Here is a 17,521-nt window from a genome sequence, read left to right as displayed (position 1 = left end):
TATCGATCGTCATTCATGACCCCTGGATTTGCGCAGCGGGAGAATCTTCTGCAGGGTGACATAGATTCCTGGCATCACCAACAGCACCAGGGGAATCTCGGCCAGCAGACCGGAAATGATGGCAACCGCCAGCGGTGCCTGCATTTCGGCACCGGCGCCAATGCCCAGGGCCAGAGGTAGCAGGGCGAGAATGGCGATAATGGCGGTCATGAGTACTGGGCGTAGGCGCGCGGCGCCGGCGCGCACGAGCTCTTCCAAATTATGGTTACGCAGCTCTGCGAAGTAAAAAATCGCCGTTTCGGTGACGATACCGACAATCATGGTCATACCGATCATGGCAGTGAGATTGCGCTCGGTGCCGGTGAGCCACAAGCCTATGAATACCGCCCCCAATGCCAGTAGCGCGGTGATCAGGATGCTGAACACGACGGCAAAGTTTTCATAAAGGAAGAGGAGTAGCGCCGCAACCAGAAGAATTGCCGCCAGCAGGACCAGGGCCAGGTCGTGCATGGCCTTTTGCTGCTCCTGATAGAGGCCGCCGTATTCCAGATACACTCCGGACGGCAGTTGGAGCTTGGCGAGACGCTGCCGGATTTGCGCGAGGACCGTACCCATTGCATGGCCGTTTTCGATACGTGCGGTGACGGCAACCATGGGCTGCAGGTTTTCTGCATCCAGCTCCGCCTGGCCGGGCTGGATGGAGATCGCCGCTACCTGATTGAGAAAAAAGGTCTGCCCGTTCGCTGCAATCAGCGGCAGGTGGCGCAACTGCTCGATCCGTTGTGCGAGGTCTCGCGGGGCACGCAGACGTACGCCGATCATTTCCTCGCCGTGTGGGATTTTGGTGACCACCTGCCCCTGCAGCAGGGTGCGCAGTTGTTGGGTGACCTCGGCGGGAGTCATGCCGGCAATGGCCTTTGCGCGCAGGGGATCGACGTGGATGTCGATGGCATCCCCGGCAATGGTGATGCCGTCAAAGGCCTCGGTAACTCCGGGGACGCCCTCGATCGACCGGGTGATCTGCCGCGCAATGGGTTCCAATTCCTGGGGATGATTGCCAAAGATCTTGATTTCGATGGGTTGCGGCACGGCGGTGAGGTCGCCGATCAGATCTTCCATGAGCTGCCCCGTTTCCACGCGCAAGCCCGGCACTTGGTCCTTGATCTGCTGCCGCACGCTGTCCATGACCTGCCAGATGTCGCGTTTGCGCTGGCTCTTCAGGCGGATGAAAAAGTCGCCGGCGTTGGCCTCGGTAATCCCGCCACCCAACTGCAGTCCGGTGCGTCGCGAGTAGGCGGCGACCTCCGGGGTCTGTGCCAGAATCTGCTGCACCTGCGCTAATAGGCGATCGGTCTCGGCCAGGGAGGTGCCCGGAGGTGCGCGATAGTCCAGTACAAAGCCGCCCTCGTCCATGGGGGGCAGAAAGCCGCTACCGACCTGGGTATAGGACCAACCGGACAGGGCGATCAACAGGCCCACGGACAGCAGGAGCCACACAGGTCTTTGCAGGAAACGGGCAAGAAACCGTCGATAGTGTTCGGTGGTCCAGCGCTGCAGCGATCCTTGATGCTCGGCCTTGTCGGCGTCTTTCTGCCGCAGCAGCAATTGCGCCAATACCGGGACCGCCAGGAAGGTAACGAGAAAGGAAATGAGGAGAGCAGCGGCAATGGCAATGGCCAAGGCCTGAAAAAACGCGCCGGTGACCCCGGACAGAAAGGCCAGGGGAAGGAAAATGATCAGCGTCGCCGCCGAGGAGCCGGCCAAGGGGGTGCTGAGCTCCTGGGCCAGATGCAGGATGGACCAGTTTTCGCGCTCTTCACTGATCCGGCGCATCAGATGCTCGAGCATGACGACCACGTCATCCACCACCAGCCCGACCGCTGCAGCCATACCGCCCAGGGTCATGATGTTGAAACTCTGGTGCAGCACATAGAGGACCAGTGCGCTGGCGATCAAGACACTGGGCAAGGTGATGGCGACGATCAGGGTAAGACGGAGATTGCGGAGAAAGGCGAAGAGCACCAGGGCGGCGAGGATGGCACCGATGATGATCGCATCGCGTACACTGCCCGCGGCGGCGGTGATGAGTTGGCTCTGGTCGTACCAGGTGCTGATCTGCACTCCCGCGGGCAGCGATGCCACGCTACTTTGCAAGAGTTTGCGCAGGGCCCGGTCGATGGCAACGGTGTTGCCGCCGGGTTGCTGCAGGATGTTGAGGAGTACGGCGTTTTTGCCGTTGGCGGTGACGGTGGTCCAGGCGGGACGTGTGCCCTGCGTGATCTTGGCCACATCGGCCAGATCGACAATGCCTTCGGGACCGCTTTTGAGGATGGTCTTGCCGATTTCCTCGCCATTGACCAGATGGCTCGTGCTGAGGATCTGATACAGGCGATAATGACGCTGACTGCGCCCCACCGCCTCGATGGTGTTGGAACCGGCCAGGGCCTTTTCGACATCGGCATAGGAGAGGCCGTAGTGTTGCAGAAGCCAGGGATCGACCACCACCTGGAATTCTTCTTGGGCGCCACCCTGTACCGTCACTTGCGCTACCCCAGGAATGCTCAGCAGGCGTGGACGCAGTTGATAGTAGGCAACCCGCCGCAAGGCCACGGGGTCCAGTTGAGACGAGGTCAGGGCGAGGCCCAGAATCGGATCGACGGTCGGGTCCATGCGACGAGCGCGGAATTGGGTATCGGCGGGGAGTTTGGGCAGCTCCTGGTTGATGGCGGCCTCGACCTGCAAGAGCGCGCGTTGCATGTCGCTACCCCAGGCGAATTGCACCGAGATATCGGCGGCGCCCCGCGCCGTGGTCGAACGGATCTTGCGGACCCCGGGAACCGCACGCAGGGCCTGCTCCAAGGGTAGGGTCAGGGCGATCTGGGTCTGACTGATGGGCATGTTGCCGGCATCCACCGAGACCTCGATGCGCGGAAAAGAGACTTGCGGAAACAGTGCCACCGGTAGTTTCTGCGCCGCCAGCAGACCACCGAGGGTGAGGAGCAGGAGCAGAAAAAGCAGAAAACGGCGGTGTCGAAGCAGCCAGTCACCCATCAGGCATTCCCCTCCAGACGCAGGGGCATACCCTCCTGCAATTCGTAATTGCCCAAGCTCACGACTGACTCTCCTGCCTGCAGACCCTGCCGCACCTCGATCCATTTTCCGTCCTGCCAACCGGTTTCGATCCAGCGTTTTTGCGCAATTCCGTGCTGATCGACAAAGCAGTAGGACCGTCCATGCTCGCTGAGGACGGCGGAATCAGGAATGGCCAGGGACTGCTGTTGGGCAAGGGTGATCTCGCCACTGAGCAGGGTACCGGGGAGGGCCTGGGCGTTCGCCGGCAGGGGCACGATCACCCCCGCCAGACGGGTGCTGGTATCGACCTGCGCCAAGACCTGTTGCACCTTGGCGGACCAGGGTTGCCTGCGATCTTCCAGGCTACGCAAGACGACCTCAGCTCCCGGATGTACCTGGGCGAGATCCTGCGGCTCCACGCCGAGGGCGACAACGCGTGCCTCCGCTGGATTGATGGTGAGAAAGGACTGCCCAGCCGCGACGGTGTTGCCCGCCTGTACCGGTACGGCGGTGATGACCCCGGAGATCGGGGCGCGGATAGCCCCTCCCTGCAAGGACTGCTGGCGTTGCTGCAGGCTCTGCAGTAGCGCCCTGGCCTTGGCGAGGTTCTGGGCCGCGCTCTGTACCTGGGCGTTGGTGGCCAGTTGTCGTTGCAGCAGATCCTCCTGACGCTGCCATTCGTTCTGCGCAAAACGCAGGTCGATTTTGGCCTGCTCGATCTGCAGTTGCTCGGCAGGCGAGGCGCTGACGCGCAGCAGCACCTGTCCTTTTTGTACCTTTTCCCCTGGGACCACCAGGACCTGTTGCACGACACTCTCACAGCGTGCACTAAGCAGGTCTGCCGCCTGGCTGGCAAAGGCTACCGTACCGTAGGCGCGCAGGGTGTGGGTGAATAGCCTGCTCTGCACCGGACTGACCTGCACCAGGGCCGAGGGCGCAGCGGCGCAGATCAGAGAAGCAAGACCAAGCACGGCGGTGAGGGCGCTGCGTTGCAGCGCGCGCTGCCAGTTCATGGGTTTTTTCTCCATCGTTCCCAGGGAATTCCTACAGCCAGCTCCAAGGCTGCCTGATCTTCTGCCGCTGCCCCTTCCAGGGTCAGAAGCTGCAATTTTTTGTCGAGCAACTGACTGCGTACGCTTTCGTATTCGACGAGGGTGGCATTGTGATCCGCTACCGCTTGGCGCAGCACCTTCTCCGCCTGCGCGAGCCCGGGCAACTGGGTGCGCAAAAGGGCGATTTCCGGATGCAAGCGCTGCAGGTCCTGCACCAGGCTGGCAATCTCCGCCCGCGTTTGGAAGAGCCGGGCGCTATAGGCGGCGTGCAGTTCGGCGCGGGTCGCCTCGCTTTGCCGGATGGCCGCACGATTGCGGTTCCACAGCGGCAGGTCGAAGCTAATGCTCGGTCCCCAGGTGTGGATGTTGGAGGTGTCGGCGGCGTGACTGACGCCGATACTGAAGCCCGGGTATTGACCGAGGATGGCGCGCCGCACCTGCGCCTCCTGGGCGTCGTATCCGGCGCGCAGCGCCGCGAGATCGAGACGATGCTTCAGTGCCTCGTGCACGAGTTCCGCCACTGGGGGCAATTTTGTCAGGGTCCGCGGTGCGGCCAGTTCGAGGTGAAAATCGGGGGGCAGGCCCAACTGTGCATTGAGTTCTTGTCGGGTCTTGGCCACCTGGCGGCGCAGTGCCAGTTCCCGATCCCGGCTGTCCACATAAGCGATCTGGCGTAAGGCATGGTTGGGCAGGGTCGTATCCCCGGCGCGCAGGTTGTCCGATGATTTTTGATAAAGCTCCAGACTCACTTGGGTAGCGGCAGCGGCAATGCCTTCCTGCTGCTGCAGAAAATAGAGTTTGCGCGCCAGAATACGGACCTGATTGGCCAGCAGCCATTCCTGCCAGGCCACGTCATAGCGGACAGAGGTCGCCTGGGCGCGGGCAATGGCAAGATTGGCAGAGCGGGTGAAGAGGCTCGCCAGACTCCATTGTAGGCCCATACTATAGGCGGAATAGTAGCCGGGGGTCGTGGGCAGGTCGGCACTGAGGGAAAGCTGCGGATCGGGCAACAATCCCGCGGCAAAGACCTGGGCGTTGGCTACTCCGAGCTTGGCGCGGGTGGCACGCAGATCTGGATTGAGCAAGACCGCGATTTGGGCGAGGGCGGTACCCGAAAGGGGGGCCTGCAGATCAATCTTGTCGCTGCGTATCGGCGCGCCGGCATCGGCCTGGGCCAGGGCTGTCTGCAGAGTTTTTGGCTGTGACAGCTGCTGGTCGAGGGGCAGGGGCCGGTAACTCGCGCAACCGGCGAGCAGAGTCAACAGAATCCCGCCACAAAATCTTTGCGTCAGCCAGTGCATGTGCCGTCCTCCTGGGTAGATTCCAGAGGCTGCTCATAATGGAATAACAGGCCTCTGCCGGCGCTGCCATCCAGCAGTTGCACCCGCCCTCCCAAGCGTTTTGCCGCCGCGGCAACGATGGTCAGACCTAGACCAGTACCTTCGCCCTGGGCATCAGCGGCACGATGGAAGGCGGAAAACGCCAGCTCGCGTTGGGCCGGAGGAATCCCCGGTCCGTCGTCTTCCACTTCCAGCGTCAGCTTTTCGCCATCGGCAATGGCACGCAGCACGACCGAGCCCTTCGCTGGCGTATAGCGCAGGGCGTTATCGAGGGCATTGCTGATGAGCACGCGCAGGGCCAAGGGATCGGCGGCCAACGGCAGACGGGTAGGGCTGAGCTGCAATTCCAGTTCGATATCCTTGCTTTCGGCCAGAGGGAGGCGCTCACTCAGGAGCTCCCGCAGCAGATCGCCCAGATTGATGCTTTCCTTTTTTGCTGGCCCGGCAAGCTGACGTTCGAGGGTGAGTAGTTGATCGAGCAAATGGCGACTGCGCGCCAAGCCCGTATCGACGGCGAGTAGGCGCTCGCGACAAGCGTACCAGCTTTCTGCATGTTGGGCGTTTTCCACTTGCAGGGAGAGGGCCGCCAGGGGTGTTCGTAACTCATGGGCGGCATCGGCAATGAAGCGACGCTCGCGCTGCAGTAAGTCGGCGACGCGCTGCAGCAATTGCTGGATGGCCAACCAGAAGGGCAGGAGCTCCTGCGGTACATGGGTTTCGGGCAGGTGAATCCGGCTACTCTCGGGCCGCAAAATTGCAAGCTCCCGGGCTAGGCGGCGGAGGGGGCGAAAGACCGCGTAGACCTGCCAGCGCAGGGCAAGCAGGAGTATGGGCAGCAAGATAAGGATGGGCCAGATACTGCGCTGGGCAGCATCCCAGGCGGCTTCCTGCAGAACGGAGGTGGGCTGGGCAACGACAAGTTGGTCACCATCCGGCAGGGCGGCGAGAAATACCCGCCACTGCTTGCCGTTCTTCTCAAGATGATGAAAGCCGGGCCGCCAGTCTCCGGAAATCGGCAAGGGATTTTCTGTTTGGCCAGGGCCGATGCGCTCGACGATGATCGTCCCGAATTCTTCATCGTGCCGGATATGCTTCCCTTTGCCATGAAACCAGGGCACCTCCAGCGGATGGTCGGGCAGGTGGCTGGGATCCACCCAGTTGGCCATTTCCGCCAAGGTAGCGTCCTGCAACTGTTTGGCATCTTCGTAGGCCAGGCCATAATCGACGCAAGCGGCGATAAAGCCACCAAGGAGCAACCAGAAGCTGAGGGTCCAGAACAGGCGTCTTTGCAGCGATGGAATGCGCTTTTTCATCCGTCCTTCTCTACCAGCCAACCCGCCCCGCGCAGGTTTTTGATGCTGTCCGCACCCAATTTCTTGCGCACGCTGTGAATGAGAAAGTCGATGCTGTTGCTCTCCACTTCCTCTCCCCAGCCATAGATGCGGGTTTCCAGTTCTTCGCGACTGAGAATGCGGCCAGGTCGTTGCAGTAAGGCGCTCAACAGGGCGAATTCCCGCGCCGACAGGCGTTGTGCTGGCCCGCCCTCGCGCCAGGCTTCGCGGGTGCTCGGGTCGAGGCTGAGTACGCCATTACTGAGCAGCGGCCCTGCCTGTCCCCCTTGGCGGCGCTGCACTGCCCGTAAGCGGGCGAGTAGTTCCCGCGCCGAAAACGGCTTGATGAGATAGTCATCGGCGCCGGCATCCAGACCGCGCAGGCGCTCCTCCAGGGCATCGCGAGCGCTGAGAATGAGTATGGGCAGGGTATGGCCTTCTGCCCGCAAATCGTGCAGGAGTTGGATGCCGTCGTCGTCGGGAAGGCCGAGATCCAGCAGCAGTACCTCATGTTCGCTGTGCGGAAGAGTGCTGCGGGCCGCCTGTCCACTGCTGACCCAGTCGACCGCATGACCGCCGTCGCGCAGGGCCAGCAAGAGTGCCTCGGCCAGCATCCGATCATCTTCGACTAGTAAGATACGCATCGTTCCTCCCCAGAGTCTCGCTCCTGCACCTGGGACCGAAGCTTAGCAGAGCATTCTTAGCTTGGGATGAGGAGCATGGTGTTGCGCAACGCAAGAGTTCGCCGGCTCGGTTTCCTAAATATAAACCAAATTTGGCCCGAGAACTTCTAATTCTTTCCTAAGAAAGCAGAGGTATTCTGCGGATCGTCTTGCTTTGGAAATTTAGCTCGGTTTTTGGAGGATTTGTCATAAAAGTGTCATAAAAAGTTCATCAAGCTGTAATATTCCTGTGCTACGATCCTAATTAGGTTGTTTAACAACCAGATTGTTCCTAACACGCAACTAGCTACAGGAGATACAACGTGACACCAAAGGACACATCGCGCCATTCTAAATGCGCCTATCCCCATTTTTCCATTCTGCGAGTGGCCTTATTAGCCGCTGGTGTTTTGAGCACCCCTGCCGCTTTCGCTACGGACTCGGTAACTGCCCCAACCCAGTCCGCCATTTCCATTGGTGAGGTCAGCGCCGCGGTAGAGGCATCCACCTACCTCGGCAGCAAAGAGGCCAAGAGTCTCACTCAAAAGCACAATTTCTACTCTGGGCAGTCCATCAAGGTATTGGATAAGGCGCAAATGGCCGCGACGGGCCCAATGGGTGGTAGTGCCCAGGCGCTGAGCTACGCGCCGGGTGTCGGCGTTTCTGGTTATGGTTCCAATGGTGCCACCAAAACCTCCATCAGCATCAATGGCGTCAAGCAGGGTTGGGGTGGTTTTTCCGGTGGCCAGATCGATAATGGTAGCCTTTCCGTCACCTTTGATGGTGTGCCCATGGTCGACCCCTCCACCGGTTTGTGGGAGTCGCCACAGGTGCCGCAGACCGGCATTTTGCAGGGCATCGGCATCACCTATGGCCCGGGAAATCCGCAGGAGCGTTGGTACAACAATATCGGTGGGCAGATCAATTTTGTGCCCTTGCAGCCGACGGCAAAGCCCGGTGGTGACATCAAGCTGACCTATGGCAGCTATGATTCTAAAAACCTGGTTTTCAATATTCGTACTGGTAATGTTGATGGCTGGTCCACCATCCTTGCCGGCGGCGCAGGTTCCTCCAATAGCTACCGCCAAAGTCCGGATGGCTTCAATAACCCCAGTTACAGTTACGCCTGGTTTTTGAAAACGCGCAAGACGTTCAGCAATGGTGATTTCTCGGTGGGAGCATATCTGGCGAAAGGTTCTGGCTATCGTCCGGTGCCTGTCCCAGTCAACCCCATTGCCGGGGTGACTATGGATGGCACCGCTGGCTCTGCGCTCTACAGCCAGGCCAGCAGTGGCTTTTACTCGTCCTTGCCCAAAGATGTCTGGTACAAGCAGGACAGCAACAGCACTTGGCTGCTCTACAGCAAACTGAATGTGGATCTGGACAAGACCTGGTCAGTACACAATATGATCTGGTACCGCTATGGCCATCGTCTGCACTTTCACTACAATAATTATGGATTGTCCAATCCTAGCAATCTGTACGAGTACAACAACCCCCATGACTCGGTCTATGGCGACAAGCTGTTTCTGACGGCCAAATTGCCCTACAACAAGGTCAGCTTTGGCGGCTTCTTCCTGAATAGTAACTACAACACGAGAAATGCCTTCTATAATACCAACGCTCCATATTTTGGCTCGCGTCTGGTTCCGAATGCACATTATCGGAGTGACTATTTCGACCAAACGGATTTGGCCGCGTTTTTCCAGGATCGTATCAGTCCTATAGCGACCCTCGATATCACCCCAGGGGTGCGGGTCATCAATTATCAGACCCGGTATACGCCAGCCGGCCAATCCGATTTTGCCGAGGCCTATGCTTTGTATCCGAAGAATGATCAGGGTGTATTGCCAGCGGCGAATACCAGTTTTACCCAGGTCGAGCCGTCCATCGATTTCAATTGGCGTCCCATGCCCTGGTTGGCGGTGTTTGCCAATTATGCGCAGGCCTACAAGGAACCGCAGGTGGGTGGTGGTGGTGGGCTGTATCAGAAAAAAGCGCCTATCTATAACTTGGAGCGCAGCGCAGATTACAACGCTGGCGTGAAAATCCATTTTGATCATGCGGCGTTCTTGCATCATTTTCTCTTTACTGCGAGCTTTTACCATTTGCATTACAGCAACCAGTACATCCCTCTGTATGACTCCAATGGCAACTATATTGGCGACGCCAATGGCGATTCGATCTATCAGGGTGTGAATCTGGCCCTGGATGACGAGATTTTGTACAACCTCGATCTCTTCATGAATGCCAACTTCGAGAAGGCTGTCTTCGCCCATTATGTGACCAGTGGCGTATCTTATGATGGCTTGCCGGTGTCGAATGTGCCGAACAAGACCTTCAATATTGGCGTGACCTACCGTATGCCGCTAGCCGGAACGGTATTGCAACCGCGCCTGTGGTATCAATATGTGGGAGCGCAGGGCATGTTCAACAACAATACCGGCGCCCCGAGTGCAGAAAAGATGCCGGCCTACGGCACTCTGAATCTAGGTGTTGACGAAAAAATCCCCACGGTAGGCATGGTGCCCTTCCTGCGCCATGTGGATTTGAGTCTCAATATCCTCAACCTCACCAACAACCATTACAACGAGTTCCAGTACATCAGTTCTGGTGGTTTGTTGGGTGGTGATTCGGCCGGTCAGGTGCTGGCGCTTCCAGGTGCGCCCATTACCGTTTACGGCAGTATCTCCGCACATTTCTGATCGCGGATAACTATAGTAGGGCGTCGGCGCAGTGGGTGCCGACGCTCGTTTTTTGCAATGAGGTGGCTGTGCTACGTCGTTGGCCTAACTGCCGGCCAAGAGTTTCTTGTCAAACTTAAAGCGTTATTCGCTATTGAGGATATAAAATGAAACCTTCGCTACTTTCCTGTTGTATGGCGATCGTCATCACCGTTCTACCATTGACATCGTTCGCGTTACCGATTCACTTCCATCTGGTAAGAATAATCACCTTGCCAACGAAGGACGGTCATGGTGATCTCCTTCGCTACGATCCTGGTAATCAAAAAATTTATGCTTCTATGGCGTACAGTGCTGGTGCTGTTATTAATTCAGAAACAAATAACATTGATCGCATCATTCGTGGAGGGATTGAGAATCCATCTGGTATGGCCTGGGATAAAAAATACATTTATTGGACCTCAAATGGTAAGGTTGATGGCCATCCGCATGATCAAGTCTATGTTATCTCCAAGCGCACGTGGAAAATTGTATACAGATTCCGACCTGTGGGATTGACCCCTGATGCCATCTACGCGGACTCGAAGAATCAGCGTCTGTACATCACTATGGATGACAGTAACTGGATAGATATTTATCATTTTGGGGAAAAACCTCGTTATCTCGGGAAAATTATTCTGTATCCAAGTTCTGGCAGCGGTCCCGATGTCGGCACTCTGCTTGCTGCGCAGGATCGGCTCTATGTGCCCGATGATTCCTGGGAAGAAATCGTTGATCTGAAGAATCATAAAATCGTCAATAAAGTCAATATGGATCTGCCCACAGTTGATGGTAAACCGTCGCATACCAAAGGTCAGGTATATGATGAAAAGACTGGAGATCTGTGGGTGGGAACGACCAACAGTGGCATGTTAGTCTTTCATGGGGATGATCTGAAACTTATCAAACGTATATCCTCGAGAAGTGGAATCGATGAGGTCGCTATTGATCCAGGGTATCAACTGATTTACGCCTTCGAAAGTAAAGGCCGAGGATTTGATGTATATAATGCCGTTACGCTACAACCGATCGCATTTGTTAAAACCGGTTACCTCAGTACCCATACGGGTGCAGTTAATCCTCGCAGCCATGAAGTCTATGCTTACGCTGGCATGGACCATGCGATATTCGTGTATAAACCGTAGTCGTTCTGGTTAGATCACCTGCTGCCTGGCGCAATACTTCTGGGCAGCCTCTATGTTGACTACGGGAAAGCGAGCCAGAATGTCGGCGCAGTGGGTGTCTACGCTGCGCTTGCGGCTAATTGTCGACTAAGAGTTACTTGTCATACTCTGAGCTATGATCCGCAAAACATCCCCTTCTGTTGCTTGGCGCCGTTGGGCCATGCCAATCGGTCTCGCCATGACCGCGTTCTGCATCGCGCCAGCGGTGCCGGCGGAGTCGTGGACACTATCGGCAGCGGTGCAGCGCGGGATTGCCGAGCAGGCGCAAGTGGCCGCAGCCAAAGACCGGGCAGAGGGTAGTCGGGATCTGGCCGACGCGGCAGCTACCAATCGCCTGCCGCAATTATCCCTGCGCTTGGGTAGCATCTGGACGGAAAGTCGTCAGGGCCGGCCACTTTTTGTTGCCGCCAATGGGCGTCGGGAGGCGATTGGCCAGCTTGTGATCACCGCCCCCGTGTTTGATGCGCAGTTGCAAGCGTTGGCAAAGGCGGCACGGGCCAGTGCCACCGCTGCTCGGTATCAGGTCCTGCTGACCCAATTACAGACGGCAGCGAGTGTTACCAATGTTTGGTATCAACTTGCCTTGGCGCAGGAGCAGGTCGCCTTTTGGCAGCAGACCGTAGCGTATGACCAGACGCTCGTTGCCCGCAGCGCTAAAGCCTTTCGAGCGGGCGCGGCGGCGCGCATCGACGTCGTGCAGACGCAACTACTGCTGACTCAGGCGCGCGCGCAACTGGATCAGGCCGAGGTGCAGCAGCAGACCGCAGCGCGAGAGCTCAACCTGCAGCTGGGGCTCTCTGCCGAGGAAGCTGCCGCGACGGTTGCAAATCAGCCGATCCCCGCTGCCGGCGCTTTTGGCTCCTTCGCCCAACTTTGGCAACAGATGCAGGCCCGTCAGCCCCTGTTACAGCTCGCCCAAAAACAGATTGGGGTGGCGCGGGCCGCGAAGGCTGTGCAAAAGGCCGCGTATCTGCCGGTAGTAAATGCTCAGCTTGCCTATGGGATTGATGCCAATGGGGTTCCCTCTGGTCACGACCTCGGGTGGCAGGCTGGACTGGGTCTGACGATGCCGTTGTATTCTTTTGGACAGCGTCAGGATCGAGTGGCGGCCGCCAATGCCAATGTGCAGGCACTGCGCGCCGACCGGACGGCATTGCTGTTGCAGATGCATTCGCGCCTCAACCAGGATTGGGGCGCGTATCGTGCCGCCCAGGAAAATGCCCAGCACACCAAAAAGATTGCCAGGGAAGCGAATGCGGTCTACCGCATGACCCAGGAGGGTTTCCGTGCGGGTGCGCTCAACGCCCTCAATCTTGCGCAGGCGCAGAATGCCTGGAATCAGGCACGACTGACGGCCTTACAGGCGAGATTACGTGTGAGTCTTGCGCGTCAGCAATTGCTCCTTGATACAGGGAAACTGCCATGAACTTCGACCGCCACCTCTGGCCCTGGTTGCTCCTCCTGTTGCTGATACCGTCGTCCGGCGTGCTGGCAGCGGAGATCACGGTACAGGTGGCCAGAGTAGAGGCTGGGACGGCGCAGGCCAACGTATCGGCGTTGGGGGAGGTACGCAGCCGTGCGGCTGTCACGCTGGTGGCTCCGGTCACGGGTCGGCTATGCGGGCCATTGCGCGCAGATGGCCCGGTTCGTCAGGGAGCGTTGTTGGGGCGGATACAGGTCGCAGGGTTTACGGCGCGGGTGGCGGCGGCACAGGAGCAGCAGGACTACGCCAAGAACGCGCTGCAACGGGCGCAAAAACTGTTTGACGATGGGGTCATCGCTCGGGAGCAAGTGGATGCGGCGCGCCTGGCGGCACGCCGGGCAGGAGACGCCCTGAGCGCTTTGCAGCAGGAGTCCGCACAACTACAGATCACGGCGCCGGTTGCAGGACTGCTGCAGTATCTGGTCCCGATGGGTACCCTGCTGGCGGCAGGAACACCCATCGCCCGCATCGAGGGACGTGGCAAGCCCTGGATACAGGCTCTGGTCCCACCCCAGGTGGCAGGGACCCTGGTCGTGGGCGATACGGTGCAGATCGAGGTTACGGGCCGCAAGCTTGCCGGCAGCGTGCGCAGCGTGGGGCAAAGCGCGCGCCAGTCGGGCTTGGTAGCGGTGCTCATCAATCTGCCCAGGCAGAGCCATCTGCTCCCGGGAGAATGGGTGGAGCTTCATTTGCCGGTTGCGGTTTCCCGTCCTGCGCGTTTCGCAGTGCCGGCACAAGCTGTCGTCATGCGCGGTGCTGAGGCCTATGTCTGGCGCGTAGATCAGGGCAGGGCGCAGGCAGTACCAGTACAGATCGTCGCGCGGACGGGAAACAGGGTACTGATCCGAGGTGCCTTGCAGAGCGGTCAATCGGTCGTCACCCGTGGCAATACCCGGCTCAGCCCAGGCGTAGCGGTAGCGGTACAACCATGATGCGCCGCTACTTGCAGTTTCTCTGGGAAACGCGCAGTACGCTCTTCCTTCTGGTACTGCTCTTGCTTGCCTCTGGCACTTACGCCTTCCTCAATATGCCCGAAAGTGTCTTCCCTCCCGTCGCCTTCCCCAAGGTGGCAGTGCTGGTGCATACCCAGGACCTGCCGGTGAAGGTCATGCTGCTGCAGGTAACGCGACCTCTGGAAGAGGCGGCCAAGGGGGAGCCCGGCGTTACCCTGGTACGCGCCCAGACCGGCAATGGCTTGAGCAAGCTGCATATCTATTTCCGCCGAGGAACATCCCCGGAACAAGCCTACCTCCTTCTGCAAGCGCGTCTGTCCCAGATCCCGCTCCCCCCGGGGGCGACCCTGTCCGTGCGCTTGATGACACCCAACATCTATCCCCTACTGGAATATGCCCTGGTTTCCCGTCACCTGGACAGCTCCGCGATGATGGCGACCTTTGCTTTCACCCTCCGGCCTGCCCTTCTGTCCCTTCCAGGTGTCTATCATGTCGACGCGACGGGGCGCGGATGGCCCGAGGTTCGGGTGACCCTCAGCCCGCGTCGTCTGGCGCAATACCACCTCAGCAGTACTACGGTCGTAAATGCCTTGCGGGCCTATCAGGGGCCGTATTTTTCCGGCGTCCTGCACGCCTATCACGAGCAATTTCTGCTGACGACGGCACCACGGCCGGAGAGTATCGCTGCTTTGGCCGCGCTTGCTTTGCCCATTGGACCGGCCAATGCCCAGGGTATCCGCGCGCCTCTCGCCTTGGGTAGCCTCGGCCAGATTCAGATTGGACCGCCGCCACGTATGCGCGATGCGGCCGTGCTGGGTTGGCCGCATGCACTGATTCTGGATGTTTCCGCGCAACAGGGCGCAGATCAGGTGAAGGTAGCCACCGAAGCACGGGCAAAACTACGGGAGCTCGCACAGCATCTCCCAGCACATATGCATCTGGTTCCTGTCTATGACCTGAGTCATCTGATCCATTCCAGTCTGCGGGATGTCTGGATTGCGCTGGCGCTGGGCACCGCCCTCGCTTATCTGGTGGTGCTGCTGTTTCTCGGGCGTCTGGATGCGGCCTTGTCGACCCTGGCGGTCGTGCCACTCGCGCTGGCAGCCACGTTGCTGACCTTGCATGCCCTCGGCTTTGGTATCGATATCATGACCTTGGGTGGGATTACCGCGGCCATCGGCGCGCTGGTCGACCATGCCATCGTCATCATCGAGCGCGGCATCCACGGCCTCCATGAGGAAGACGCCGAAGTCCGGCGAGAGCGTGCCTTGCAAAGGATTCACGACATCCTGCCGCTGATGAGCTTTGCCACCCTCACCGCCTGCGTCGTGTTCCTGCCGTTGGTTTCTCTGTCGGGAACGGTAGGGCTGTTGTTCCGCAGCATGGCGCTGGCGATTGTCATTGCCCTGGTTACCTCGCAGATCATTGCGCTGACTGTGACACCCATTCTGGCCCTGTGGGTGGCTGGACGTGCGTGGCGGCAGCATCGGTTATGGGGCGAACGATGGTTACGGCGCCACTATGGGCGCCTGCTGCTTGCAGGCATGCGCCGTCCCTGGCTGGCGGTACCGCTGGTGCTCGCCCTTCTGCTGCTTGCCGGGGTAGGGGGAACACAGCTCCCCACGGCCTTCCTGCCCCATTGGGATGAGGGGATCTTCGTCGTTCCGTTTCGGACGCCCGTCGGGAGCAGTATTCGCGAGACCACGCAGGTTGGCCGAAAGCTGATGACGATTGCTCAGCGCAACCCTAATGTGGAGCGGGTCTCGCTGGTGGTCGGGCGAGGCCTGGGGAATGCTTACGCCACGCCCAACAAGGGTGGTTTGACGATCCTGCTCAAGAATGATCGCACGCAAACGACCGAGCAGGTCATGCAGTCCCTGCGCCGGGAGTTTCGCGCCGCAGAACCCAATCTGACCACGCTGGAAACGCAGCAGATCATGATCAATCGGCTGGGAAACCTGTCGGGTTCCCATGCCCCACTGGTCATCCAGCTATTTGGCAGTGACTCCCGCCAGTTGCAGGCCGTGGCCGCCGCCCTGACCAAGAAACTGGAAGCCAGCAATGCGTTTCAGTCGATTGTTCTGAAGGCACCATCTGCCGGACCCGAGATCCAGATACGACCCACTGCACTCGCCGCGATGGAAGGACTTCCCCCGCAAGCGATTGCCAGTGCTCTGAAGGCGCGGTTCTGGGGGGAAACGGCGGGCTTTTTATTACATGGAGAGCAGATCCTGCCCATCGCTATCCACGTGGCGCCAGCTCCCGATACTACGCCGCAAACCCTGGGCAACACGCTCCTCGCCTTGCCGAACGGTACCTTGGCGCCGCTAGCGCTCAGTGCCGATACCCACCTGCAGGGGATGGTGCCCTACGCCACCTATCAGAACCTGGTGCCGGATGCCGAAATCAAGTTCCAGCCGCGTGCCGGCGAGGGGCTGTCGACGGCTGCCGGTCGCGCGCAATCCATCATTGCGCAGATGGGCCTGCCGGTGGGCGTGACCAGCCAGATCGTCGGCTATTATCAGGAACAGCAGAAGAGCTTTCGGCAGATGTTCATCATTCTGGGCGCTGCCTTGCTCATCCTGCTGGTCCTGCTGGGATTCCAGTTTGGCAGCCAGCGCGCGGCGTGGGTGGCCCTGGTCTCGGTGGCGCTGTCTGCCCCCGGAGCCCTGCTCCTGTTGCTGCTTGCCGGTACCGATCTGGACAGTACCGCGTTTTTGGGCATCCTCCTGGTCTTCGCCATCGCGGTGAACAATGTCATCCTGATCTTTGCCCGGGCTCGGCAGTTGGGAGGTAATCATCCACGGCCATCCCTGGTCGCACTGGCGGCGCGCCAGCGCCAGCGCCCTATTCTCATGACCATGCTGGCAGATGTCCTCGGTTTTCTGCCGCTGGCGCTGGGCATTGGGCACGGAACCGATCTTCTGCAAGCCTTGGCGCTCGCTGTCATGGGTGGATTGCTCGTCGCTACCCTGATGACGCTGTGGCTGGCGCCCGTTCTGTATTCCGGTTTTTCACAAGTCTCTGCGAGGATGATATGGAAGAAAGCGCTTGGCCATCCCAACTGAAATGGCTGCATACCGCCCTAGCGGTTCTGGTGACGTTTCAGCTCTTCAGCCAGTTGAAAATGCATGCGATCTGGAAGCACGTCGGGGTGGCGCCGTATCAGCACGTCCTGTACTGGGCGCATATGCTCCTCGGCACGACCACCTTTGTGGTCATTCTGCTGTTCTGGCGTCAGATCTGCCTGTCCCGTGACTTGCGCCTGCATCTGTTTCCCTATGTTGGGGTCCATCGCGGCCGTATCTGGGCCGATCTCCGACACTCCCTCCGCGGCGCCTTGCCCGAGGGGGGCATGCGTGGCGGACTACCCGGACTCGTGCACGGATTGGGGATTCTGGTGGTAACGACCATGGGCCTGAGTGGAGTCCTGATGTTTTATCTGATCCTTTCCGCGCATGGGGTAAAACCTGCCGCCACCTATTATGATTTTCCGAAGAGTATTCACTCGCTGGTGGCCAATCTCTTGTGGGCCTACTGGGGCGGGCATATCGCAATGGCCTTGCTGCACGCCCTGAAGAACCCGCGCATCCTGCGGATTTTCGTGCCGGGGGCATAGACGCAATACCCGGTTAGTAATCAGGGAGATACACGTAATCCAGCAACGCGCGGGGGTCAATCGCGGTTCGCCGGGTCTGGAGCCCGGTATTCCACACCGTCC

11 protein-coding genes are annotated in these 17,521 nt (G+C 59.2%); 6 read left to right on the top strand and 5 right to left on the bottom strand.

Going from position 1 to position 17,521, the window contains the following annotated elements:
• Positions 1-9: 9 nt before the first annotated feature.
• The 5 genes from ACQAYK_RS08435 to ACQAYK_RS08415 are packed head-to-tail and all read right to left on the bottom strand — an operon-like array spanning position 10 to position 7,439.
• Positions 10-3,051, bottom strand: a complete 3,042-nt coding sequence (locus ACQAYK_RS08435; protein WP_215870780.1) for an efflux RND transporter permease subunit — start codon at positions 3,049-3,051, stop codon at positions 10-12.
• Positions 3,051-4,085, bottom strand: a complete 1,035-nt coding sequence (locus tag ACQAYK_RS08430; RefSeq protein WP_215870779.1) for an efflux RND transporter periplasmic adaptor subunit — start codon at positions 4,083-4,085, stop codon at positions 3,051-3,053. Before ACQAYK_RS08430 ends, ACQAYK_RS08435 begins: the two co-directional genes overlap by 1 nt.
• On the bottom strand, positions 4,082-5,425 hold the full coding sequence (locus ACQAYK_RS08425) for a TolC family protein (RefSeq protein ID WP_215870778.1): 1,344 nt from the start codon (positions 5,423-5,425) through the stop codon (positions 4,082-4,084). Before ACQAYK_RS08425 ends, ACQAYK_RS08430 begins: the two co-directional genes overlap by 4 nt.
• Positions 5,413-6,777, bottom strand: a complete 1,365-nt coding sequence (locus tag ACQAYK_RS08420) for a sensor histidine kinase (RefSeq protein ID WP_215870777.1) — start codon at positions 6,775-6,777, stop codon at positions 5,413-5,415. The genes ACQAYK_RS08425 and ACQAYK_RS08420 overlap by 13 nt, the downstream gene beginning before the upstream one ends.
• The gene (locus ACQAYK_RS08415) at positions 6,774-7,439 is read right to left on the bottom strand and encodes a response regulator (protein WP_215870776.1); all 666 of its coding nucleotides are present in this window, start codon (positions 7,437-7,439) and stop codon (positions 6,774-6,776) included. The genes ACQAYK_RS08420 and ACQAYK_RS08415 overlap by 4 nt, the downstream gene beginning before the upstream one ends.
• Positions 7,440-7,780: 341 nt before the next feature.
• On the opposite strand from ACQAYK_RS08415, the gene ACQAYK_RS08410 reads away from it, so the two are divergent.
• The 6 genes from ACQAYK_RS08410 (at position 7,781) to ACQAYK_RS08385 (ending at position 17,419) form a co-directional block, all read left to right on the top strand.
• The gene (locus ACQAYK_RS08410; protein ID WP_255789672.1) at positions 7,781-10,162 is read left to right on the top strand and encodes a TonB-dependent receptor; all 2,382 of its coding nucleotides are present in this window, start codon (positions 7,781-7,783) and stop codon (positions 10,160-10,162) included.
• A 146-nt stretch (positions 10,163-10,308) separates the two neighbouring features.
• A complete protein-coding gene (locus ACQAYK_RS08405; protein WP_215870775.1) occupies positions 10,309-11,325 on the top strand; it encodes a YncE family protein in 1,017 nt (338 codons plus the stop codon).
• 199 nt (positions 11,326-11,524) lie between these two features.
• Positions 11,525-12,790 (top strand): TolC family protein, encoded by a 1,266-nt coding sequence (locus ACQAYK_RS08400; RefSeq protein WP_215870774.1) that lies wholly within the window; start codon positions 11,525-11,527, stop codon positions 12,788-12,790.
• Positions 12,787-13,779: an efflux RND transporter periplasmic adaptor subunit gene (locus ACQAYK_RS08395; RefSeq protein ID WP_215870773.1), complete on the top strand. Its 993-nt coding sequence runs from the start codon at positions 12,787-12,789 to the stop codon at positions 13,777-13,779. The genes ACQAYK_RS08400 and ACQAYK_RS08395 overlap by 4 nt, the downstream gene beginning before the upstream one ends.
• Complete coding sequence (locus tag ACQAYK_RS08390) at positions 13,776-16,868, top strand: efflux RND transporter permease subunit (protein WP_483167495.1); 3,093 nt, start codon at positions 13,776-13,778, stop codon at positions 16,866-16,868. Before ACQAYK_RS08395 ends, ACQAYK_RS08390 begins: the two co-directional genes overlap by 4 nt.
• The gene (locus ACQAYK_RS08385; RefSeq protein WP_483167494.1) at positions 16,838-17,419 is read left to right on the top strand and encodes a cytochrome b/b6 domain-containing protein; all 582 of its coding nucleotides are present in this window, start codon (positions 16,838-16,840) and stop codon (positions 17,417-17,419) included. The genes ACQAYK_RS08390 and ACQAYK_RS08385 overlap by 31 nt, the downstream gene beginning before the upstream one ends.
• The last annotated feature ends 102 nt before the right edge of the window (positions 17,420-17,521 follow it).

It is taken from the genome of Acidithiobacillus sp. AC3 (assembly GCF_050261095.1).
GTDB classification, from domain to species: domain Bacteria; phylum Pseudomonadota; class Gammaproteobacteria; order Acidithiobacillales; family Acidithiobacillaceae; genus Igneacidithiobacillus; species Igneacidithiobacillus copahuensis.
This window is presented reverse-complemented; position numbering and strand designations above follow the sequence as displayed.

Coding starts and splice junctions, on each gene's coding strand:
- ACQAYK_RS08435 (WP_215870780.1), bottom strand. CDS start 3,051: ATGGGTGACTGGCTGCTTCGACACCGCCGTTTTCTGCTTTTTCTGCTC.
- ACQAYK_RS08430 (WP_215870779.1), bottom strand. CDS start 4,085: ATGAACTGGCAGCGCGCGCTGCAACGCAGCGCCCTCACCGCCGTGCTT.
- ACQAYK_RS08425 (WP_215870778.1), bottom strand. CDS start 5,425: ATGCACTGGCTGACGCAAAGATTTTGTGGCGGGATTCTGTTGACTCTG.
- ACQAYK_RS08420 (WP_215870777.1), bottom strand. CDS start 6,777: ATGAAAAAGCGCATTCCATCGCTGCAAAGACGCCTGTTCTGGACCCTC.
- ACQAYK_RS08415 (WP_215870776.1), bottom strand. CDS start 7,439: ATGCGTATCTTACTAGTCGAAGATGATCGGATGCTGGCCGAGGCACTC.
- ACQAYK_RS08405 (WP_215870775.1), top strand. CDS start 10,309: ATGAAACCTTCGCTACTTTCCTGTTGTATGGCGATCGTCATCACCGTT.
- ACQAYK_RS08400 (WP_215870774.1), top strand. CDS start 11,525: ATGCCAATCGGTCTCGCCATGACCGCGTTCTGCATCGCGCCAGCGGTG.
- ACQAYK_RS08395 (WP_215870773.1), top strand. CDS start 12,787: ATGAACTTCGACCGCCACCTCTGGCCCTGGTTGCTCCTCCTGTTGCTG.
- ACQAYK_RS08390 (WP_483167495.1), top strand. CDS start 13,776: ATGATGCGCCGCTACTTGCAGTTTCTCTGGGAAACGCGCAGTACGCTC.
- ACQAYK_RS08385 (WP_483167494.1), top strand. CDS start 16,838: ATGGAAGAAAGCGCTTGGCCATCCCAACTGAAATGGCTGCATACCGCC.